Raw genomic sequence first — 22,580 nt, 5'->3', positions numbered from 1 at the left:
GCGACGGGAAGCATCGGGCGGCGCGCGGCCGTCCGGAAAAGGAGCCTTTTTCAGGAGCATGAAATTTTCCATACAATATTTGTCGTTTTTCGTGATTCAGACGGAAGGAGCCGGCGATCCGGATTCGGGCAGGCGGTTCAAGCACTACCAGACGCTGGATCAGTTCGATTACGAGGAAAGCGAAATCAAATCGTTTCTGGACTCGGAGTTCGCGCGAATCGCCAAGCGAAAAGCCGACGTCCATGCCGTTTCGGAAAACGCCCCGACGAAAATCGGCCGGTTTGTGGTGGAGCCGGGGCACGATCCGGACAGCAATCCGAACTACAATCTGTTTCAAAAGCTTCGTTCGGCGCGGGACAAGCAGCAGTTTCATTACGCCTGCGACGATATGGTGCGGCTGTACATGAACACGAGCGCGGTGCGGGGGGGAGCCTTCATCGTCGCGCAGGGCAAGCTGAACGAGCTGTTCGACGATCCGTTCGTCTTCGTGCTGAAGTGCGATTTCGAGTCCAAAATCGCGCGCGTCTCCGACGAAAAAAGCCTCATCTCGCACGTCGAAATGGCGATCAGCGCCCGCAACATCAAATCGATCCAGTATCCGAACATGCCGGAGGAAGGGATGCTGGAGCCGTTCGAGCTGAAAATTCACCAGGCCTCGCACGCCCGCTATTTCGAGGACTTTCTCAAGTACGTCTCCTACGAAAAGTCGAAGCCCGAAATCGTGACCGACCAGGTGCTCGATCTCGTTCAGCAATATATGGAGACGAAGTGGCAAGGCGGGGAAGGCGAAGAGGACGCGATGCCGCCTTACGCGGCTCCATACGTCGCGGCTTCCGCCGAAACGGCCGCGGACGACGGGGCGTACGAGCGGGCGCGGGAACCGGAAGCGGGCGGCGAGCCCGCGGCCGAGTCGCCGCTCCGGCTTGCCGAAGACGGCGGGGCGGAAGCCGAAGATCGGCGGCGCGACGGAGCGGGGAACGCCGACGGCGGCGGCCCGGATTACAGCCCGGATTACGGCGCGCATGCCGGCGAGCCCGGCGGCGCGGGCGCCAGGACGCAAGGCCATCCCGGGCGGCAGCAGGAAGCCAGCCAGTATGAAGCCTGGGCGGCCAGCGACAAAAGGCAGCTGCAGGAAAAATGGACGCACGACGACGTCATGGAAGCGACGGCGCAAATTGTCGAGCTTCAGCCGGAGCTGGAGCTTAAATTCAAGCTGGACGACATTTCCGTCAAGGGGCGGATGTCGGATTACGGCGGCAGCCTGCACATCGCCCGGTTCAGGGGGCGATACGTCGTGCTGATCGAAGGGGATACGTTCGAGTTCGAGAAAGGGCTCTCCCCGGTCGAGCTGCTGTATCCGGACGAGCTGGAGGATGTGCTTGCGCGGGTGGCCCGGCGGAACGAAGAGGCTTAAGGCAGCGGTAAGTGCCGATTCATGGCGCTTGAAATGCGAAAAAGAACGGCGGAACGAGGCGTTGCGAATGGAACCGACTTTGCGGCACGAAACGATACATCCTTCTCCGATGGCCGCGCGCCTCGGGCGCAGATTGCGTCCGGGGCGCAGGCGGATGCTGGCGCAGGACACTGCCCCGTGGCGCGCCGCCGCCGCCGGCATGTGGACCGTCGGCGGGGCGATGGCCGCCGTAGGCGCGCTCGGCGCTCCGACCGGATTCGGCGCCGCCTTCGATATCGCGGGGGCGGTCGCGCTTCATACGATCGGCTTGCTGCTCGCGGGAAGCCTCGTCGCCTGGCTGCTCGCGGTGCTGCATCTCGCGCTGCCCGGCTTCGCGTGCGGCGCCGCGCTTTTTGCGTTATCGGAGGTCGCGCTGATTTTGTTTTTCGGCGATCTCGGGCTGTGGTTTTCGCTTGGTTTCGCCTTCTTTTCGGTCGGAACCCTCGCCCTTGCGGGGGCGGCCGCGCGGATGACGTTCAGCCGCCGCTTCGGATGGCGGCGCAAGCTGGGGGCGTGGCTTGCCGTTGCCGGGGCGCTCCTGGCCGTCGGAGCGACGACCGCAGCGTCGGGAGGAACGGCGGCCGAGCCGGCGGCCTTGCCGTCGCCGGAGGCAGCGGGCGAAGCGATCGCCCCCTTGCGGGCGGACGATCCCTCCCGGCCGGGAAGCTATGCGTTCGAGGCCTTTACGTACGGGAGCGGGCAAGACCGGCACCGGCCGGAATACGGCGAGGAGGCGGCCGTCGTGTCGGCCTCCGTCGACGGATCGGCCTATATCCGCAATTGGGCGTGGCTCCGCGAACGATTCTGGGGGTTCGACGAGACGTCCCTTCCGCTGAACGGCCGAGTGTGGATGCCGGAAGGGGAGGGGCCTTTTCCGCTTGTCCTGATCGTGCACGGCAATCATCTGATGGAGGATTTCTCCGACGGCGGGTACGCCTACCTGGGGGAACAACTGGCGAGTCGGGGAATCGCCGCGGTTTCCGTCGACGAAAATTTTTTGAATTTTTCCGTCTGGTCGGGCATTCCCGACGAGGATATGAAGCCGCGGGCGTGGCTTTTGCTGCAGCATATCCGGCAGCTGCAGGCTTTCGCCGCGGACGGGTCGACGCCTTTTTACGATCGGATCGATTTTGACCGGATCGCGCTGATCGGGCACTCGCGAGGCGGCCAGGCGGCGGCCATGGCGGCCGCGGCCGATCAGTGGTTCGGGGAGGATGCCGGCTTGCCGGATCCGGACAGCTATTCGATCGCGGGCGTGGCGGCGCTGGCGCCTACGGATACGGCGGTAGACGGACGTGTCACGCGGCTGACCGACGTTTCGTACCTCGTGCTGCAGGGGGCGGCGGATGCCGATATTACGAGTTATTACGGCGAAAGGCAGTACGGACGCGCCGGCTTTTCGCCGTCTTCCGAAGGGTTCAAAGCTTCGTTGTACGTGGACGGCGCCAACCACGGCCAATTCAATACGACGTGGGGGAGCAAGGACGAGGCGATGCCGGCCGCTTTGTTTTTGCGCTCTCCGTCTCTTTCGGGCGAGGACCAGCGGCAGATCGCGAAAGCGTACCTGACGGCGTTCGCGGAGACGGTGCTGAAAGGCGAATCCGGTTATGAAGCCTTGTTCCGCGATTATCGGGCGGGGGCGCTTTTTCTGCCGGATACGGGATACTGGAGCCGCTACGAGAGCGCGGAATTCGTGCCCGTCGCCCGCTTCGAGGAAGCGAGCGACATCGAAGCTCCCGCGGACAGGATCGACGCGGAAGCGGCCGGAACGTCCTACTGGACGCATGAGGAAACGACGGACCGGGACGGCCGTAAAACCGGCAACCGGGCGGTCGCCTTGAAATGGGAGGAAGAGGCCCGCTATACGCTTCTTGCGGAGGAAGCGATGGATGGGCCGTTCGCGGGGGAGAAAGAAGGCGGCAGCGTCAGCCTGGTTTTTTCCATGTCGGACGGGGCCGCGGATCGGGGCGGCGAATCGGAGACCGAGCCCGGAAGCGGGCCGGAGTCGCCGGACAGGCCGGATGCGGAGGGCGGCGCGGCGGAACCGCAGCCGGGCGAAGCGGGCATTTCGCTGTCCGAGGCGGAAGTCGAGCTCGCGGATGCGTCCGGAGCGTCGGCGCGCGTGGCGATAAGCGACGTCATGCCGATTTTGCCCTCGCCGGCCACGACGTTCACCTATTTTTCCTTGCTGGAAGAGACGATGGACAACGGCAAATACGACGAGTCCGTACAAGCCGTATTTCAAACGTATGAGCTCCCGCTGGAGCTGTTCGCCGAAGCGAATCCGGCATTCGATCCGGACGAGATAGTCCGCATCACGTTTTTGTTCCCGGAGGGTCCCGGAGAAGCGATGCTGGACGATATCGGGTTCTCGTAAGAGGCATGTCGGCAGGCGGGTTGGGAAAACTTGAGATGCGGCCGGTCGCGGCAGCGCGGCAGGCATGGGGAGTTTGGGAAAAAGAGATTTATCCTAGTATTGACATCGGTATAGGGCGGGGTTTATACTGTGCAATATGACGTTACAGTTCATTTGTCGCATTTACTGTGTATTATATTAGCACAGTAATAATAAGGGTTCAATCGAAACCAAAAAGGAGTGGAGAACATGTCCGTCTCATCCGCCGCGCAGTCGCAGGCAAGCTTCGAATCGGTCATCCGGGAACGCCGTTCCGTCCGCCATTACGACGCCTCGGCGCAAATTTCCGAACAGGAATTGAAAGATCTGCTGAAGGAGGCGACGCTGGCGCCTTCGAGCAGCAATTTGCAGCCTTGGCGCTTTCTGGTGATCAACGATCCGGAAGCGAAAAAACGTCTGTTGCCGATCGCCAACAATCAGCAGCAAGTCGTCGAAGCGTCCGCCGTCATCGCCGTGCTGGGCGACAGGGATGCTTACAAGCAATCGGAGAAAATCAACCGCCTGGCGGTCGAAGCCGGGTATATGACGGAGGAGTTCGCCGCAACGTTTACGGCGAATTCCACCAAGCTCTATGGCGCGCTTCCGTCGGAACGGAGAGAAAAAATCGCGCTGATCGACGGCGGACTCGTCAGCATGCAGCTGATGCTGGCGGCGAAAGCCCGCGGCTATGACACCGTTCCGATGGGCGGCTACAACGCGGAGCAGCTCATCGCCGAATTCCGCATTCCGGACCCCTACGTGCCGGTCATGCTCATCGCCGTCGGCAAAGCGGCCACCCCGGGGCGTCCGACTTCCCGGCTGCCCGTCGAAGACGTGACGGTTTGGAACACGTTTTAAAATTCCGCTTCGCGAAAGCCCGTCTTGCGGCCCTTCCGGCCGAGGACGGGTTTTTTGCGCCGGGGCTCTCTCCACTGGATTTTATCGGACAAAACTTCAACGAAGATCGCGACACGCCGACTACCCATTCCGATTTGGCGAAATCCTGCGTAAGATTGCAAAGCTGTCCAGGATCGATGGGGGCTCCCGCGTTTTTCAGCAAATGTTAAGCGCCTCGGCGCATAATGAAAAGCATCTCGGTCCGGACGGCAAAAGAACGGGATATCCGGGCAATCGAAACCGTTGTAGAATTGAGGCACGGACCCGATTCATTTCGGGAAGCTCGAATCGGCCCGACAGGCAAATCTTTTACATAAGGCGCGGGTGAGACAGCTGAAACGGAAACGCACGTTTTTTTTCATAGACGGCTATTTGGCGGTTTTGGTCCTTTGCGTTGCGGCGGTCGTTGCCATTATGTTGGTCAATAAATTCGACAAAGCCCCCTCCCCCGTCGCCAAAGGCGGCATTCTGGACTTGAGCGGGTGGGATCTGAAGGAACGGGGCCGGGTCGCGTTGGACGGCGAGTGGGAGTTCTATCCCGGGCAATTGCTGACGCCGGAAGAGCTCCAGGCCGGGAGCGTCGCGGGCAAAAGGCTGTTGAACGTTCCCGGCGTTTGGAACGGCGAAGGCATCGGAGCCTGGGGCAGCGCGACCTACCGGCTGCGGGTTCGGGTGGATCCGACGGACGAATTGCTGGCCATCCAAAAGCGGATCATCCGCTTTTCCGAAAACATTTTCGTCAACGGCAAGCTCGTCGGAGGCTCGGGCGAGCCTGCGCCGACCCGGGACGAATACAGGCCGGGCAACATGCCGTATCCGGTAAGCTTTTACGTTCCCGAAGACGGCAAACTCGATATCGTCATCCAGGTGGCCAATTTCGATTTCAAAACCGGGGGCATCGTTTCGCATCTCCGGCTCGGCCTCCATTCCGACATCCAGTTTGCCCGGTTCCTGCAAATCTCGCTGGAGTGGGCGGGCGTTCTGCTGCTGTTTGCGTTCAGTCTGTTTTACTTTCTCACTCATTTTTTCCTGAGCCGCCAAAGAAGCTTTTTGCTGTTCGGGGCGTTCAACCTCTTGTTTGCCGTCACGATCCTGCTCAACGGGGAACGGTCGTTTTTGCAGGTATTTCCCGAAGCCCCTTTCGAATTGACCTGGAAGCTCAAGGATTTGACGATGTTCCTTCCGTTTCCGATCATGCTCGGCTTCGTTTATTCGATGTTCAGGAAGCTGCCGGTATTCCGAGCCGTTCTTACCGTTGCGGGCGGCACCGTGCTTGCCTACTGCGCGTTTATCGTTTTCGTGCCCTACTATGTCTACGCGTACGCGCTCGAGTATTTTCTGGCCAGCCTTCCGCTTTCCTACGGTCTGTTAGCCATAGCGTTAAGCGTGCTGTATATGAGGGGGGAGTACGGGGCCTTCGGGAAAAGAGAGATGCAGCTTTTTATCGCTTCGCTTCTCAGCCTGACGCTGTTCCCGTTGAATATGGTCATCAATATGTTGGACGACAGCCTGGCCATGTTTATTTTAACCGATGCGCTCGCTTATTCGTTCGGCGTTTTGACCTTTATGATGTTCGCGGTCCGCTACATCGATACCTACCGCTCGATGGAAAAATTGACCGGGCAATTGAAGGAGGCCGACCGATATAAAACCGAATTTCTGCTTCGCACTTCCCACGAGCTGAATACGCCGCTCAACGGCATCATCAACCTGTCGCAAGCGGCGATGGATGCGCCTTCGGGAACCGCCGGCGTCCGGCAAAACCGGGACAAGCTGCTGCTGATCCGCAACACGGCATTTCGGATGTCCAACATGGTGAACGACGTTATCGATTTGGCGAAAATCGAGGACGGCAAGCTGGAAGTCGAGCTTGGATCGGTCGATCTGGCCGCCGTCGTTTCGATCCAATTCGAGATGCACGGCTTTTTATCCAAAGAGAAAAAGGTGACGCTGTCCCGGCAAATCGCGGACGATGCCCGCTATGTCGTCGCGGATGAAGCGCGCCTTAAGCAGGTCATGTCCAATCTCGTCAGCTATGCGCTGCAGCATACGGCGCGCGGGGAGCTGGCCGTGAGCAGCGCGCGCGGCGGCGAAGACGTTGTCGTGGCGATCAAGGCGAAGGGCGGCGGCGCGCCGGAGACGCACGCGGCGGAACAGGCCGGCTTCGGGATCGGGCTTTCCGTCGCCCGGCAATTGATCGAGCGGATGGGAGGACAACTGATGGAGGAGGCCGGCGTTTCCGAGGACGGGATCGGCTTCGAGGTCAGGCTTCCGGCCGCATCCGGCACGGCGCTGGCCGGCGCGGAGAAAAGCCGGGCGGAGACGGCGGCCGCTTCCGAACCCGCGGCTCGCTCGGCCGGGAGCGCCGGGGTTGCCGGGGGAACCGACACCGTCCTGATCGCCGGAGAGTGGAAAAATTCCGAGATCATGGCCAACTTGCTGGCGATCGAAGGCTATCGGGTCGTTACGGCCCATACGGACAAGGAAGCGCTCGAATTCGTCAGCCGGCCGCAAAGACCCGACCTCGTTCTGCTGGACGTCATGCTGTCGGGCGGCAAAGGATACGAGACGGGAAGGCAAATTCGTAAGCTGTTTACCCAGATCGAGCTTCCGATTTTGTATTTGATGGCCGGAAGCACGCAAGCCGACGTGGAGGCTTGCCTGTCGGCGGGCGGAAACGACGTGATCGCCAAGCCGATCGACGCCGGGGAAGTCCGCGTCCGCATTCGCACGCAGCTCGCGATGAAGCGTCTGGCGCGGGAAGCGGCGCAAAACGAGATGGCGTTTTTGCAATCGCAGATCAAGCCCCATTTTCTCTACAACGCTCTGGGCACCATCATGTCGCTCTGCTACACGGACGGGGTGCGGGCGGGCGAGCTGCTGTCCGTGCTCAGCACGTATTTGCGGATTTTGTTCCACCATAACCGGATGGAAGAAATCGTGCCGCTCGAGCAGGAAATCGAGCTGATTCAAGCCTATGTCGACATCGAAAAGGCGAGATTCGGCCAAAGGCTCAACGTAAAGTTCGAATACGACGAAGAGCTGCTCGGACAGTCGATCATGCCGCTGACGATTCAGCCCCTCGTCGAAAACGCGATCCGGCACGGCGTGGCGCGCAAAGTGAACGGGGGAACCGTCTCGATTTCGATCCGCCGAAAAGACCGCTTTGCGGAAGTGATTGTCGAGGACGACGGGGTCGGCATGCCGGAAGCCCGACGAAAGGAGCTGCTGGAGCCGAAGGCCGGCGAGCGTGGCGTCGGCTTCGCAAACATTATGAAAAGATTGACGCATCGCACGGGCAAGCGTCCGCTGCTGGAAAGCGTACCGGACCGGGGGACGAAGGTGACGTTTTGGCTGCCGCTTGACGAACGCGACGAAAAAGAGGGGAGGGATGAGCCATGATACGCGCTTGTCTGGTGGACGACGAGGAGCATGCGCTCAACATTTTGAGCATCCTGCTGCAGAAAACGGGCGAAGTCGAAGTCGTGGGCATGGCGGGGAACGGGTACGAAGGGTTGGAAATGATCCGGAAGTTGCGTCCGGACGCGGTGTTCCTCGATATCGAAATGCCCGGCATGAGCGGGGTGGAGCTGGCCGAGACCATTTTGGCCGAAAATCTGGAAACGCAGATCGTTTTCGTGACGGCGTACGATCGCTATGCGATTTCGGCGTTCGAACAGGCGGCCATCGATTATTTGCTCAAACCGCTGGAGACGAGCCGGCTGGAAAAGACGGTGCAGCGCATCCGCAAAGGGAAATCGTTCTTCGAATCCGTCGGCAAAAGCGCCGAAGAAGCCGCGGGACGCGATGCGGAGCAGGCAGACGAGCCGATCCGGATCAAGCTGCTGGGCGGCGTCGGGGCGATGAACGGCCGCGGAGACTATTTGAAATGGCGGACCGGGAAGGAAAAGGAACTGTTCGCTTGCCTTGCGCTGCACCTTCACGAGTTCGTGCACCGCGATCATATTTTGGACAAGCTGTGGCCGGAGGAGCCGTTTCATAAGGCGAAAGTGTATTTGCATACGTGCGTCAGCTATTTGCGCAGGGAGTTCAGGCAGTACGGTCTGGTTAAAGCGGTCGTTTACGAGGAGGAAAAGTACATGCTCGGTTCCGACTTGCTGGAGTCCGATTACCGTCAGCTCAAGGAGTCGCTGCAGGCGATGAAGCAGGCGTCGCAGCTTTCGACCAAGGAACTGGAGCGCGTCCTTTCGATGTACGCGGGGCCGTTGTTTATGGACGAGGACTATCCTTGGGCCGAACCCGAAATTCGGCATTTGGACCAGGAGATCGCCAATCTGCGGATGGAGCTTCTTCGAAGATACGAATCGCAAGGAGACGATGCCCGGCTGATCAAGGCGGCGCGCGTCTACATTCAGACCTGGCCGTACAACGAGGAAGCGTACCGGCTGCTGATGAGCGGCCATCGAAGGCTGGGTCAGCACGACGAAGTTCATCGGGTGTACCGCCAATTGACCGACCGGTTCGACGAATTGGCGATCGAGCCGTCGGAGCTGACCAAGCGGCTGTATGCGGACATTTGCAGCGGCCGCGCATAGCGGCAAGAAGGGACGAAAAGCCGGGCGTCATGGCGCCTTGCGGACTGTCCCTTCTTTTATTCGCGTATGAACTTTCGGCCGGACCGGGAAACTAGAGGCACACGGCTTGAAATCCGGTCCGAAGGAGGAAGTTGGCATGCCGGCATGGGCAATCGCGTTGGTCGTCTTGGGCGTCGTGATGGCTCTGATCGTTTCGACTTGCTTGTATTTGTACCGGTTTGCGTTCGGGCGAAACCGGAAAACGTTCATGCAAACGGACCCGAACGTGCCCCAGCTCGATCCGTCGATCGTGAAGCAAGCGCAAGACTGGTTCGGCAAACAGCCGTTCGAGCGCGTCGAAATCGGGGCGGAGGACGGGATAACGCTCCGCGGCCATTATTTGGAGGCGGAGGACGGGGGCGCCGTCAACAAGGCGGTTGTGTTGGCCCACGGCTACTCCGGCCGGGGCGAGGATATGACGGTTTTCGCCCACTTTTACCGGGAGCTGGGCTATACGGTGCTCATGCCCGACAATCGCGGCCACGGCAGCAGCGGAGGCCGGCACATCGGCTTCGGTTGGCCGGATCGCAAGGACTACGTTCGCTGGATTCGATACCTGGTGGATCGCAAAGGCAAGGACGTCCGGATTTTGCTGCACGGGGTTTCCATGGGCGGAGGGACGGTGCTGATGACGAGCGGGGAGCCGCTGCCGGAACAAGTGAAGGGCATCGTCTCCGATTGCGCGTACAGCTCGCTCAAGGGCATTCTAACGTACCAGTTAAAACAAATGTTCAGGCTGCCGGCATTTCCGTTCATCCCGCTGACGAGCCTGATTTGCAAGCTGAGGGCGGGATTTTTTTTCGGGGAAGCATCGGTTGTCCGCCAGGTTCGGAAAAATTCGCGGCCGATCCTGCTCATCCACGGGGGCAGGGACGCCTTCGTGCCGCCCTCGATGGCCGACGAATTGTACGAGGCGATCCGGTCGCCCAAAGAGAGGCTTATCGTCGCCAAGGCGCAGCACGGCAATTCGCTGCTGATCGACCCCGAAGGGTACCGCAAGGCGGTCGCCGAATTCGCGAAGCGCTGCATCGACGACGGAGTCGGCGTCCCGGCACGGCCTCTGGATGCAATCGAACCGCCGGAAGCTCCGGAAGCGGCAACCGAAGCGCCGGAGGCGGCGGAAGCGGGCGAAGGGGAACGGGCGAACGTCGCGATCCCGACCCCTGCTCCGTCGTAAGCCCGCATCGATGCTACGTTGTCCGGGGGCGAAAGACCGCGAGCGCAAACCGCGAATAGCAAGTCCGGCTGCCCGCAGGGCTGCCGTCCGCTTGCCGAGACCGTTCACCGGTGCTCGCCGAGCGTCGGCGGCGCCTGCGGTTTTTGCGTTTTTATCCGCGATTTTTCTTGTCATCTTCGAAATAAAATCGTATTATCGTCGCATCGTCTATTTCATATTGCCGGAGGAAACCCATTTTGCGCGATTCAAGCCGTACCAACTATCTTTTGCTGCTGCTCGTCGTGTTCGGCGGATTTTTGATTTTCGGATTTTCGGAAAATATAAAAGGACCGGCCATTCCGAGAATGCAGACCGATTTCGGCCTGAACGAAGGGCAGCTCGGCCTGCTGCTGTCGCTCAATTCGCTCGGCTACTTGCTCGCGTGCTCGTTTACGTCCGCGTTATCGAATAAAATCGGCATCAAGCTGACCGGCATCATCGCTTTCGTCGCGATGGCGGCCTCCGGCGTGCTGATGTACATATCCGCATCGTATGCCTCGTTGTCGGCATCTTACTTTCTTTTGTACATCGCCAACGGCATGCTGGAAATCGGCCTGGCGATCATGGCCGCCCGGATTTTCACGAAAAACACCGGCACGATGATGAACCTCTCCCATTTTTTCTACGGGCTCAGTTCGACGGTCGCCCCGATTTTCGCCGCTTCGATGATGGGGTGGCAGTTCGGCGGCGGCGAGCTCGGATGGCGCGGCATGTACTTGATCATGCTGATGCTTTCCCTGCTTCCCGTCATCCCTTCCCTGTTCGGCCGGTTTCCGGAAGGCGACCGCGGAGGCGAACACCGGATTTCCGTGCGGGGGCTGCTGCGGGATCCGATCGCCTGGCTGATCGTCGCCGTTCTTTCCTTCGGCGTCGTGTCGGAGCTTGCGGTGGGCAGCTGGCTCGTTTACTTTTTGGAAAAAGCGTACGGCTGGGACACGGGAGACGCTTCCGGAATGCTGTCGGTCTTTTTCCTGTGCTTTATGCTGTCCAGGCTGCTGGTCGGTCCGATCACCGATAAAATCGGGTACACGGTGTCCGTTATGATTTTCTCGGCCTTTTCCGGGCTGTGCAGTCTCGCGGCGATCGCGATCGGGGAAAAGGGGGCCGTTCTGTTCGCGATTGCCGGCATCGGCATCGCGCCGATCTATCCGACGGTGATGGCCATGCTGTCCAAGCGCTATGCCGGAGGCGTGGATACGGCCATCACGTTCACCGTTACGCTGATGGGCATCGCGAGCGTCGTCGGCAATTTGCTGATCGGGTATATCATCGAATGGGTGCGGCAGCTGTTTTCGGCGCGGGGAACGGCGGGCAGCGAGCTGCTTGGGCTGCAGGCGGGGTACGGGTTTATCGCCGTATTGGCGCTTTTATGCTCGGCGACCTGTCTGCTGCTGTACGTTCGCCTGCGCCAAAGACAGGAGCTCGTGTAAGTCGTCATGCATGCGGGCTAACATAGCCCGCGCGCCTGTGCATGAGAGCTAAGAATAACCCGACGGCGTAAATAGGCCTTAAAGTCCGTCCGCCGTCCCGGCAACCGGGGCCTTGGGCGGGTTCGAAGGCATATAGCCGTACGCATTTGAGTAAAAATGACTCATCTTGCCGCCATCGCACGCAAGCGGCCGATCCGGTTGAGTCGTAGCGACTCATCTCGGCCTGCAAAACGCACGCAGTCATACGCATTTGAGTAAAAATGACTCATCTTGCCGCCATCGCACGCAAGCGGCCGATCCGGTTGAGTCGTAGCGACTCATCTCGGCCCTCCGAACGCATACAGCCGTACGCAATTGAGTAAAAATGACTCATCTTGCCGCCATCGCACGCAAGCAGCCGATCCGGTTGAGTCGTAGCGACTCATCTCGACCTGCAAAACGCACGCAGTCATACGCATTTGAGTAAAAATGACTCATCTTGCCGCCATCGCACGCAAGCGGCCGACCCGGTTGAGTCGTGACGACTCATCTCGACCCGACATTCGCAAGCTAGCGGTGGTTGACGAAAGACGGCGGCCGCAAGACCTCCTCTCGTATTATTCCGCTAACACCTCCACCATGGATTGTCCCCGGAAGTTTTGTCTTTCCAGGAACGCCGTCAAGTCAAGCGAGTTTCTTGCTTCGCGATTTCCGGCAATTGACACCGGTTTTCCGATTTGATATTGTTTTATCGTAAAATAGTTCTATTGTACAACCATTAGAGGGTGAAACTATTATGGACAATCAGGTGCGCAAGCAGGCGATCGACCGCTACAAGCGCACGATGTTTACGGTTCAGCGAAGGCTGCATTCGCTGATCAAGGAACTGATGCCGGAAGATTTGACGGTCGACCAGTATTTCATTACGGACTATTTGCTGACGCACGGCAAGTGCACGTCCACCGAGCTGGCGGAGGCGTTTTGCGTCGGCAAGAGCTCGATTACCGCGATTATGACCCGCCTGTTCGACAAGCAGCTCGTGCTGCGGGTCCCGGACGAGAAGGACCGGCGCGTCATCTCGCTTCTGCTGACCGAGGAAGGCAGGCGCCTGGCTGAGGAGCTGGGGGAGAAGGTGGATCATTTGCTGGCCGATTACCTGGTTTCGTTCACGGATGAGGAAGCCGACCGGTTTCTGACGACTTACGAGAAGCTGGCGGATGTATTAGTTTACAGGCAAGAGAGGGGTTAAGGCTCATGAAAACAATCGTCAAACTCAGATGGCTTGTGCTCGCTTTGTGGATTGCGGGAGTCGCGGCGCTCGTACTGACCGCCCCCAACATGCAGGAGCTCGTTCGCGAGAAGGGGCAGATCGAAGTGCCGGACGGGTACTCGTCGACCAACGCCGCGGCCATGCTGGACGAGATGGCGGGCGAAGGATCGGGACAGGGCGGCCAGTCGACCGTCCTCGTGTTTCACGACGGCGAAGGTTTGGACGATCGCGACATGGAGGCGATCCGTACCGGGCTGGAGTCGCTCAAGGCGCGTCAGGATGAGCTCGGCATCGCCTCGCTGATCCAGCATTTCGATACGCCGGAGCTGGCGTCCCAGATGGTGTCCGAGGATGGGACGACGGTGTTGGCGCTGGCGAACGTGACGATGGACGGCAGGACGAACGAAGAAGCTTCCGAATCGCTGTACGAGGCGCTGGCGAACGTGCCTGTCGATCACTACTTGACGGGCAACTGGGTCATCCAGGAGGATGTCGTTCAAAGTTCGGAGGAAGGTCTGAAAAAGACCGAATGGATTACGGTCGTATTCATCCTGGCGATTCTGTTCGTCGTGTTCCGCTCGGCGGTCGCTCCGTTCATCCCGCTGCTGACGATCGGGATCAGCTATATCGCTTCGCAGTCGGTCGTGGCGTTCCTGGTCAAGTACATGGATTTTCCGCTTTCGAACTTTACGCAAATCTTCCTGGTCGCCGTCATGTTCGGCATCGGGACGGACTATTGCATCTTGCTGATCAGCCGGTTCAAAGAGGAGCTCGCGCACGGGGCGGACCGGCTGGAGGCGATCGCGGCGACTTACCGCACGTCGGGCCGGACGGTGCTCGTCTCGGGGCTTGCGGTGCTGGTCGGGTTTTCCGCCATCGGCTTTTCGACATTCGGGCTTTACCGGTCCGCGGTTGCGGTTGCCGTCGGCGTCGCCGTGTTGCTGGTGGCGCTCCTTACGCTCGTGCCGTTCTTCATGGCCGTGCTCGGGCCGGCGATTTTCTGGCCGTCGCGCGGCGCGCTGGAGCATAAGCCGAGCCGCGTCTGGGGAGCGGTCGGCAAGTTTTCGCTGCGGCGCCCGCTCTGGTCGCTGGCGATCCTGGGCGTCATTCTCGTGCCGCTGCTCGTTTCGTACAAAGGGGACGTTTCCTACAATTCGCTTGATGAAATCGGGGACAAATACGATTCCGTCAAAGCGTTCAATCTGATTTCCGGCAGCTTCGGACCGGGCGATTCGCTGCCGTCCACCGTCGTTTTGAAAAGCGAAAGACCGCTTGACGATACGGACGGGCTCGCGATGATCGAGCAGGTGTCCCGCGAGCTTGCGAAAGTGGACGGCGTGAAGGCGGTCCGCAGCGCGACCCGCCCGACAGGCGAGGGGCTCGCCGACTTCCAGGTCGCCAATCAGGCGGAAACGCTGGACAGCGGCCTCGGAGAAGGAGCCGACGGAATCGGCCAGGTCGCCTCCGGCTTGAAGAGCGCGGGCGACAGTCTGGTCGAGCAGGCCCCGCAGCTGGAAAACGCTGCGGAAGGGGCGCAGCGTCTTGCGGCCGGCACCGATTCGCTGAAGGCGGGAATCGGGGAGCTTGGGGCCGGGTTGAAGCGCATTGAGCAGGGGCTGAAGGACGGCTCGGCCGGCGCCGGAGAGCTGAACGACGGGCTCAAGCAGGCGCTGGCAAGCGCCGAGCGGCTCGCGGCCGCCAGCGGGCAGTTGTCGGGCAGCTACGATCAGCTCGGATCGGGGCTCGAGCAGCTGACGCAGGGATACAATCAGGCGGCGGAAGCGCAGAAGGGGCTTGCGGCCGGGCTGTCCGACCTGGGACAAGGGCTCGGAGGCCTGGCGGACAAATATCCGGAGCTGCGGCAGGATGAGGATTTTCTCCGGGCGCAAGGAGCGGTCGCGGAGCTTGCGGCCAGCGCCGAACAGATCGGGGCGCAATATGCGCAGTTGAACGAGCAGCTTGCGGGCATCTCGCAAGGGCTCGGCCAGGCCAACGGCGGCCTGGCGCAAGCGGCGGCGGGTCAGGCGCAGCTGACCGAAGGGCTTCGCTCGCTGTCCGCGGGCATCGCCAGCCTGCAGCAGGGCATCGAGCAAGCGGCCGCCGGGCAGGGGCAAATCATCGGTCGGCTGCCGGAAATGACGGTCGGCATCGGCGAGCTCGCCGACGGGCAGCAGCAGCTTGCCGACGGCTTCTCGCAATTGAGCGGCCAACTGGCGCAATTGACGGACGGGCTGAACGACAGCGTCGAAGGCTTGACGCAAATCGAGGACGGGCTGGCATCGGCCCGCGGTTACCTGGGCGAGCTTTCGTCCGCCTCCGACCCGCAGCTGGGCGGTTGGTTCGCGCCGGACGAGGCGCTGGCGAACGAGGATTTCCAGGTGGCGCTCGACACGTACCTGTCGGAAGACCGGCAGACGGCGAAATTCGACGTCGTCTTTGCGGGCAATCCGTATGAAATCGAAACGCTGACCAAGACGGAAGACGTGGAAGCGGCGGTTGCCCGGGCGCTGCAAGGGACAGATTACGAGAACGCGAACTATGCGATCGGCGGCGTGTCCAGCATCAACAACGACCTGCGGAACATTTCGCAGGCGGACTACTCTCGCACTGTCGTACTTATGCTGGTCGGCATCGCTCTGATTTTGATCGTCATGTTCCGCTCCGTCGTCATCCCGATCTATTTGATCCTGTCGCTGCTCGCGACGTATTACACGTCGATGGCGATCAATGAGCTGATCTTCGTCGACATGCTGGGGTATTCCGGGTCGAGCTGGGTCGTGCCGTTTTTCGGCTTCGTCATGCTGATGGCGCTCGGCGTCGATTACAGCATTTTCCTGATGGACCGCTTCAAGGAGAACCGTCACATGGGACCGCAGGAAGCGATCCTTAGCGCGATGAAAAGCATGGGCACGGTCATCATGTCCGCCGCCGTCATTCTCGGCGGCACGTTCGCGGCAATGCTCCCCTCGGGGGTTCTGTCCTTGCTGCAAATCGCGACCATCGTGTTGTCCGGGCTGTTCCTTTACGCACTGGTGATGCTGCCGTTGTTCATTCCGGTCATGGTCCGCATGTTCGGCGAAGCGAACTGGTGGCCCTTCATGGGAAGCAAGGCGAAGACGGCGCCCGGAGACGTTCCGGGCAGCGGAAGCTCGGTTTCCCTGGAAAGCTAAGCGCTCGTCTCCGCGCGGTCGGCAAGACCGGATGGGCGTGACGGGCAGCATGGCGATTATAAGCTGGCAAAATGCCGCGCGATTTGACCGCAAGGATGGCGCGGCAGGCCGTATGGCGGGCGTCATTGACCGATGCCGCAATCGCGGCGAATAAGCGAGAAAGCCGGATGCCGTCCGGCTTTTTCGCTTTTTTTCATGGCAAGTAGAGTTTTCGTAGGGGTTAGTGTGAATTGCGGGGAGAAGCCAGGGGGGGATTTAGCAGAGGTTAGCGTAAATAGCTGGGGGAACGTGAATGGCAGAGGTTAGCGTGAATTAGCAGGGAAAAGTAGGCAGATTCGGTAATGGCCAGGGGGATAGCGGGACTAGTAGAGGGGTGTCGGCGCTTCCGGGAATTTTAGAAACTTGCAGGTGTTGTTGGGGTTGGCGGCTGTCGTTCATACGGTAAGAATCCAGCTTAGGTAACCTATGTTGGATTTTATCCAATCGGCGGAACGCGAATCGTGAAAACTTCGGTCTACAGTGGATTTTATCCAACGAGAAAGGGAGATTCCGGGCAAAATCTCCAAAAAGGCCTTGCCCGATTGGACAAAATCCAACGAAGACGGCGGATCTGGCGAAAAAGCCGGCCTTGGTTGGACGAAATCCAATGAAGCCAGGCGGAGCAAGGAGAGCCGGTCCGGCAAAGGCGGAAAAAGTTGTGGCGTTTGGCGGCCGGCGGGGGTTCGGAACGGACGAAGGTCCCGGCAGGCCAGGTGAGCGATTCGTTAGCTTGAGAGGCGAAAGAAAGCGGCTGCCGGAAAATCCGATTCGCGATACGGCGCTAAAATCGGCGAACCGATGCGACCCCTCCGGCGATTCCGAAACGCGTTTTCGCCGAATGCAATGGCGAAATCTCAGCCGTAAGCCTGCGAGCGAGGAGACGCAACTCGCGCAGCAACGGCAAATTTTCAAGAAAACATCAATTGATGTATTTCTAATTTACAATATATAAGTTATAATGTTCATTGTGAGTCAGTATAATAACTTAATGCTCTTCCCGCAACTTCCGATTCATGTTAAAATGAAAGCGCTTATTATTTTGTGCCAACTCGTTCTAATGCGTGAATTCCAACATATTTCCTTTTATTTTCGCGATTTCCAGCCGAATTCTCTTTGGTATGCTCTTATTTATGTTAATAAATATAACTACTCAGGTTATGTTTATAACAATTATATTGACACTCGAATGGGTGTGAAATATAATGTGTACATCAGTTGGGAATCAGATTAACGGTTTGACCAACCAAAAGAGGGTGATGATAAATCAGTTGGGTATCAATTCCAAGGTTGCCGTTCCATTAAAAGGCAAGTAGCGTCGTTCGCCTTGCCCGGCTTTTCGGATCATCCATTATCACTTCGAACAAGTTACAGGGGGTTGAACCATGAAAGTGGCGAAAAAAAGGTTTGCGCTGCTATTATCCGCTCTGCTTCTGATTTCCGCCGTTTTATCCGCGTGCAGCGGGAACAATAACGGAGGCTCCGGGGGGAGCGCCTCGTCATCTCCTTCCTCGTCGTCCGCGGCTTCGCCGAGCGCGCCGTCCGGGGGACGCGACGTCGGGGGACTTTCGCTTCCGATCGCGGAAGAAAAGCTTAACCTCAGCTTGTGGTCTCCGATCGGCGGCAACTTCCGCGGCACGAACTTCAACGAGAAAGCCTCGTTTCAGAAAATGGAAGAGAACACGAACGTTCACATCGACTTCCAGCACGCGGCGGAAGGCGCGAGCGCCGATGCGTTCACGCTGCTGATGTCGTCCGGATCGCTGCCTGACATGATCTATTACGAAAGATGGAGCGCGGACGCGGTCAAATACGGCGAGCAGGGAGCGCTGCTTCCGCTGGAGGACCTGATCGAGCAGCATGCGCCGAACTTCAAGAAGATTTTGGATGAAAACCCCGACATTCGCGGCCAATTGACGACGCCGGACGGGCACATTTACTACATGCCCAACCTCATTCTGGAGTCGAAGGACCTCGTGCAAATGTTCCCGCAAATCCGTCAGGACTGGCTGGATAAGCTGAATCTCCAGCAGCCGGCGACGACCGAAGACTGGTACAACGTGCTGAAGGCGTTCCGGGAGCAGGATCCGAACGGCAACGGCAAAAAAGACGAAATCCCGCTCGTTTCGGTGTTCCTGGACAACATCGTCATGCTGTTCGCGCCCGCATTCGGCGTTCCGGTCGGCATGAACAGCCCGTTCTTCGTCGAAGACGGCCAGGTCAAATACGGTCCTGCCGACCCGCGGTTCAAGGATGTCGTGACGTTCCTCAACCGCTTGTACAGCGAACAGCTGCTCGATCCGGAATACCTGGTCGACACGACGTTCGACACCTTGACGGAAAAGGTGACGACCGACGTGGCCGGCGCCTGGTTCGGCTGGTCCGGCTCCTATATGGGCAACTTCACGACGCTCATGGCCGGCAAGCACGACACGTTCAAAATTTTGCCGGTATTGCCGCCGGAAGGCCCGAACGGAGACCGGGGACACGTGTCCTTCCGCTGGCAGGTGGGCGATCAAGGCCTTGCCGTCTCCTCGCAAACGAAAAATCCGGAAGAAGTCGTCAAATGGCTGGATTACCAATACTCCGAAGAAGGCATTCTGCTAAACAACTTCGGCGTCGAAGGCCAATCGTACGACATCGTGGACGGCCAACCGGTATTCAAGCAAGAGGTGCTGTATCCGACGAACGGCCTGACGAATACGCAAGAGCTGCTGAACCATACGATCGGCGGCGGAACGTGGTCGACGGTCGCGGATACGCGCTATTCCGAGCAGATCCGCGTCGCGAACGGGCAAACGGAAAATCCGCTCGAGCTGTACGCGGACTACCTCGAATACGACAAAAAGCTCCCGCCGGTCAAGTTCACCTCGGAGGAGAACGACATCGTCACTCCGCTCATGGCCGACATCCAGACGTACGTGACCGAAACGATCAACCAAATGATCATGGGCCGCACTTCGCCGGACACCTACGATCAAGTGATCGCGCAGCTTGAAAAAATGGGCATCAAAGAAGTGCTGGCTCAATACCAGTCCGCTTACGATCGGTTTAACGGAAACTGATCCGAGGGCAAATTTCGATGGGATAAGAGCGGCTCCCCACGGCATGGGGGCCGCTCTTTGACCCCTCGCATCCCGAAAGGAGACGACCTATGGCCATGACCGCAAAAACGTTGGCCAGCCGGCCGAAAGAGCCGACGACCTCCAAAAAGCTCGCGCGAACGTGGAGGCGAATAGCGGCAAACCGGTATTTATACTTGATGCTGCTTCCGACGATGCTGTATTTTCTCATTTTCGAGTATAAACCGATGTACGGATTGATTATCGCGTTTAAGGATTTCAACCCGTACGCCGGCTTTTGGGGCAGTCCTTGGGTCGGCTTCGAGCATTTCGAAAAGTTTTTCGAAAGCTACTACTTTTGGCGGCTGCTGAGAAACACGTTCCTCATCAGCTTTTATTCGCTCATTATCATTTTTCCGGCGTCGATCGTCTTTGCGCTGCTGCTGAACGAGCTTCGCTCCCGCAAGATGAAGTCGGTCTTGCAAACGATTTCGTATTTGCCTCACTTTATTTCGCTCATCGTCATCTGCGGCATGATCATCGATTTTACGAAGTCCGACGGCATCATCAACAGCCTGCTGGTCGGCCTCGGACTGATCTCGGAGCCGATTCAATTTCTGATCCTGCCCGAATGGTTCCGGACGCTTTACGTCGGATCGGGACTTTGGCAAAGCGTTGGCTGGAATTCGATCATTTATTTGGCCGCGTTGTCGGGCATCAACCCGAACCTGTACGAGGCGGCCGTCGTGGACGGGGCAAACCGCTGGAAGCAGCTTATTCATATTACGTTGCCGGGCATTCTTCCTACCGTGCTGATTTTGCTCATTTTGAACATCGGCAATTTGCTTAGCGTCGGCTGGGACAAAATCATTCTGCTCTACAACCCGGGAACGTACGAGACGGCGGACGTCATCTCCACGTTCGTGTACAGACGGGGCGTGATGGAAGCGGACTACAGCTTCTCGGCCGCGGTCGGCCTGTTCAATTCCATCATCAACTTCACGTTGCTGGTCGTGGCGAACGCCATCAGCCGGAGAACGACGAAGAACAGCTTGTGGTAAGGGGGGAGAGCGTTGGTTACGAAACGCAGTCCGGGAGAAATCGTGTTTGACGGCTTGAACGTGGTATTTTTGCTAGTTTGTTCGTTCGCGTTTTTATATCCGATGTGGTACGTGCTCGTGTCCTCCTTCAGCGATCCCTACGCCATCGCCTCGGGGCAGGTGACGTTCTGGCCGATCGATTTCACCATCGATGCCTACAAACTCGTTTTCGATGACGACAGAATCTGGAGCTCCTACGGAAATACGATGATTTACGTCGTCGCCGGCACGCTGATCAACCTCGTGCTGACGACGATGGGCGCCTACCCGCTGTCCAGGACCAATTTACCGGGCAAAAGCGTCCTCATGGCCTTGATCGTGTTCACGATGTTTTTCAGCGGCGGCTTGATTCCGTCGTACCTTAACGTCCGCGAGCTGGGGCTGTACGACACCTATTGGGCGATTTTGCTGCCGGGCGCGGTGAGCGCGTTCAACCTGATCGTCATGAGGACGTTTTTTCAATCGATACCGGAAGGCCTGATCGAGTCGGCCAAAATCGACGGGGCAAACGATTTCCGCATTTTGTGGCAAATGGTGCTTCCGCTGTCGATGCCGGTTATCGCGGTCATGACGCTCTTTTACGCGGTCAGCCACTGGAACAGCTGGTTTTCGGCGATGATTTATTTGCAGGACCCGAACCTGTATCCGCTGCAGCTGATTTTGCGGGAGATTTTGATCCAGTCCTCGGCGCAAAACATGCTGTCCGGAGCGACGCAGGACGCCGTGTTCCGGATGAGCGAGGCGATCAAGTACGCCACCATTATCGTAGCTACGGTGCCGATTTTGGTCATTTATCCGTTTTTGCAAAAATACTTCGTAAAAGGCGTCATGATCGGCGCGATCAAAGAATAGAGCGCAGCGCCTACGCTGGAGCCATTCGACGAACGAGAGAATGGAGTGGAATTGGAAATGAAGGCGGTCATCTCCCATTTGGGGCAAATTCGCATGTCGGAAGTTCCGAGGCCGGAGCTGGAAGACGGCTTCGCGCTCGTTCAGACCGAGTATTCCGCCATCAGTCCGGGAACGGAAGTGATGATGAACGGTCTTTATCAAGCGAACCCGATTGTGCTCGGCTACAGCGCGGCGGGCATCGTTCGGGAAGTCGGAAAAGGAATGGAGCACTGGCGGATCGGCCAGCGCGTCGCCTGCTACGGCGCCCCTTACGCCAAGCACGCGGAGTGGCTGCTCATGCCGAAACGGCTGCTCGTTCCCGTCCCGGACAGCGTCAGCCCGGAGGAAGCGTCGACGGTCGGTCTAGGCGCCATCGCCGTGCACGCGCTGCGGCAGACGTCGCTGCAATTCGGCGAATCGCTGCTGCTGGTCGGGGCCGGCATTTTGGGCCAGCTGATCGCGCAAATCGCGAAAGCCGCCGGCTACCGGGTGCTGCTGTACGATAAAATGACGGAACGGACGGCGATCGCCGGCGAGCTCGGCATTCGCCATGTCGCGTACACGCAGGAGGAAGTCGAAGCGCAGGTCGCGGAAATGACGGCGGGCGCGGGAGTCGACGCGGTGATCGTCTGCGCCGGCGGCAAAACGGGGGAGCTGATCGACCGTGCGCTGGAATGGGTCCGGGATCGCGGCAAGGTGCTGATCGTCGGCGACATCAAGCCGGATTTTTCCCGGGATTTGATGTTCGCCAAGGAAGCCCAGGTGCTCATTTCCCGGGCGGGCGGTCCCGGGCGCTACGATCCGGTGTACGAGAAGGACGGGATCGATTATCCCGCCGGCTACGTGCGTTGGACGGAAGGCCGCAACATGGCCGAGTATATCCGGCTCATCGCGGAAGGCGATATTTCCGTCAAGCCGTTGATCGGCGCCGTTTTTCCGGTCGACCGCTGCGCCGATGCCTACCGCCGCTATGCGGAATCGCCGAACAGCCTGCTCGGCGCGCTGCTCGCGTATCCGGGGGCGGCGGGGTACAAGCTCGCCGAATCGGAAGCGGTCCGGCAGGGATAGGGGGCGATGAAACGGCAT

The 22,580-nt window shown here is 59.1% G+C and carries 13 protein-coding genes; all 13 read left to right on the top strand.

Annotation, left to right across the window (positions count from 1 at the left end; all coding sequences use genetic code 11):
• The first annotated feature begins 58 nt into the window (after nt 1–58).
• The 13 genes from B7E11_RS30895 (at nt 59) to B7E11_RS05975 (ending at nt 22,562) form a co-directional block, all read left to right on the top strand.
• Nucleotides 59–1,414, top strand: coding sequence for a DUF3900 domain-containing protein (locus B7E11_RS30895; RefSeq protein ID WP_080832701.1), 1,356 nt, complete (start codon nt 59–61; stop codon nt 1,412–1,414).
• Nucleotides 1,415–1,481: 67 nt separating this feature from the next.
• Nucleotides 1,482–3,830: an alpha/beta hydrolase gene (locus tag B7E11_RS06035; protein ID WP_139787086.1), complete on the top strand. Its 2,349-nt coding sequence runs from the start codon at nt 1,482–1,484 to the stop codon at nt 3,828–3,830.
• A gap of 228 nt (nt 3,831–4,058) precedes the next feature.
• Nucleotides 4,059–4,706, top strand: coding sequence for a nitroreductase family protein (locus B7E11_RS06030; protein ID WP_080832699.1), 648 nt, complete (start codon nt 4,059–4,061; stop codon nt 4,704–4,706).
• Between the two features lie 453 nt (nt 4,707–5,159).
• A complete protein-coding gene (locus B7E11_RS06025) occupies nt 5,160–8,147 on the top strand; it encodes a hybrid sensor histidine kinase/response regulator (RefSeq protein WP_139787085.1) in 2,988 nt (995 codons plus the stop codon).
• Nucleotides 8,144–9,301, top strand: a complete 1,158-nt coding sequence (locus B7E11_RS06020) for a response regulator (protein ID WP_080832697.1) — start codon at nt 8,144–8,146, stop codon at nt 9,299–9,301. Before B7E11_RS06025 ends, B7E11_RS06020 begins: the two co-directional genes overlap by 4 nt.
• 136 nt (nt 9,302–9,437) lie before the next feature.
• Complete coding sequence (locus B7E11_RS06015) at nt 9,438–10,517, top strand: alpha/beta hydrolase (RefSeq protein ID WP_080832696.1); 1,080 nt, start codon at nt 9,438–9,440, stop codon at nt 10,515–10,517.
• A 236-nt stretch (nt 10,518–10,753) separates the two neighbouring features.
• Nucleotides 10,754–11,986, top strand: coding sequence for an MFS transporter (locus B7E11_RS06010; RefSeq protein WP_245809633.1), 1,233 nt, complete (start codon nt 10,754–10,756; stop codon nt 11,984–11,986).
• 775 nt (nt 11,987–12,761) lie between these two features.
• Nucleotides 12,762–13,214, top strand: a complete 453-nt coding sequence (locus B7E11_RS06005) for a MarR family transcriptional regulator (protein WP_080832694.1) — start codon at nt 12,762–12,764, stop codon at nt 13,212–13,214.
• A 5-nt stretch (nt 13,215–13,219) separates the two neighbouring features.
• Nucleotides 13,220–16,405, top strand: a complete 3,186-nt coding sequence (locus tag B7E11_RS06000) for an MMPL family transporter (RefSeq protein ID WP_080832693.1) — start codon at nt 13,220–13,222, stop codon at nt 16,403–16,405.
• Between the two features lie 1,421 nt (nt 16,406–17,826).
• Nucleotides 17,827–19,506, top strand: a complete 1,680-nt coding sequence (locus B7E11_RS05990) for an extracellular solute-binding protein (protein ID WP_080832691.1) — start codon at nt 17,827–17,829, stop codon at nt 19,504–19,506.
• Between the two features lie 89 nt (nt 19,507–19,595).
• Nucleotides 19,596–20,564: an ABC transporter permease gene (locus B7E11_RS05985; protein WP_080832690.1), complete on the top strand. Its 969-nt coding sequence runs from the start codon at nt 19,596–19,598 to the stop codon at nt 20,562–20,564.
• A 12-nt stretch (nt 20,565–20,576) separates the two neighbouring features.
• Nucleotides 20,577–21,455, top strand: a complete 879-nt coding sequence (locus B7E11_RS05980) for a carbohydrate ABC transporter permease (protein WP_080832689.1) — start codon at nt 20,577–20,579, stop codon at nt 21,453–21,455.
• A 45-nt stretch (nt 21,456–21,500) separates the two neighbouring features.
• Nucleotides 21,501–22,562, top strand: coding sequence for a zinc-dependent alcohol dehydrogenase (locus tag B7E11_RS05975; protein ID WP_342744452.1), 1,062 nt, complete (start codon nt 21,501–21,503; stop codon nt 22,560–22,562).
• Nucleotides 22,563–22,580 lie beyond the last annotated feature (18 nt).

It is taken from the genome of Cohnella massiliensis (genome assembly GCF_900169535.1).
In the GTDB taxonomy this organism is placed as follows: domain Bacteria; phylum Bacillota; class Bacilli; order Paenibacillales; family Paenibacillaceae; genus Cohnella; species Cohnella algarum.
This window is presented reverse-complemented; position numbering and strand designations above follow the sequence as displayed.

Coding starts and splice junctions, on each gene's coding strand:
- B7E11_RS06015 (WP_080832696.1), top strand. CDS start 9,438: ATGCCGGCATGGGCAATCGCGTTGGTCGTCTTGGGCGTCGTGATGGCT.
- B7E11_RS30895 (WP_080832701.1), top strand. CDS start 59: ATGAAATTTTCCATACAATATTTGTCGTTTTTCGTGATTCAGACGGAA.
- B7E11_RS06030 (WP_080832699.1), top strand. CDS start 4,059: ATGTCCGTCTCATCCGCCGCGCAGTCGCAGGCAAGCTTCGAATCGGTC.
- B7E11_RS06000 (WP_080832693.1), top strand. CDS start 13,220: ATGAAAACAATCGTCAAACTCAGATGGCTTGTGCTCGCTTTGTGGATT.
- B7E11_RS06005 (WP_080832694.1), top strand. CDS start 12,762: ATGGACAATCAGGTGCGCAAGCAGGCGATCGACCGCTACAAGCGCACG.
- B7E11_RS05990 (WP_080832691.1), top strand. CDS start 17,827: ATGAAAGTGGCGAAAAAAAGGTTTGCGCTGCTATTATCCGCTCTGCTT.
- B7E11_RS06020 (WP_080832697.1), top strand. CDS start 8,144: ATGATACGCGCTTGTCTGGTGGACGACGAGGAGCATGCGCTCAACATT.
- B7E11_RS06025 (WP_139787085.1), top strand. CDS start 5,160: ATGTTGGTCAATAAATTCGACAAAGCCCCCTCCCCCGTCGCCAAAGGC.
- B7E11_RS06035 (WP_139787086.1), top strand. CDS start 1,482: ATGGAACCGACTTTGCGGCACGAAACGATACATCCTTCTCCGATGGCC.
- B7E11_RS05985 (WP_080832690.1), top strand. CDS start 19,596: ATGGCCATGACCGCAAAAACGTTGGCCAGCCGGCCGAAAGAGCCGACG.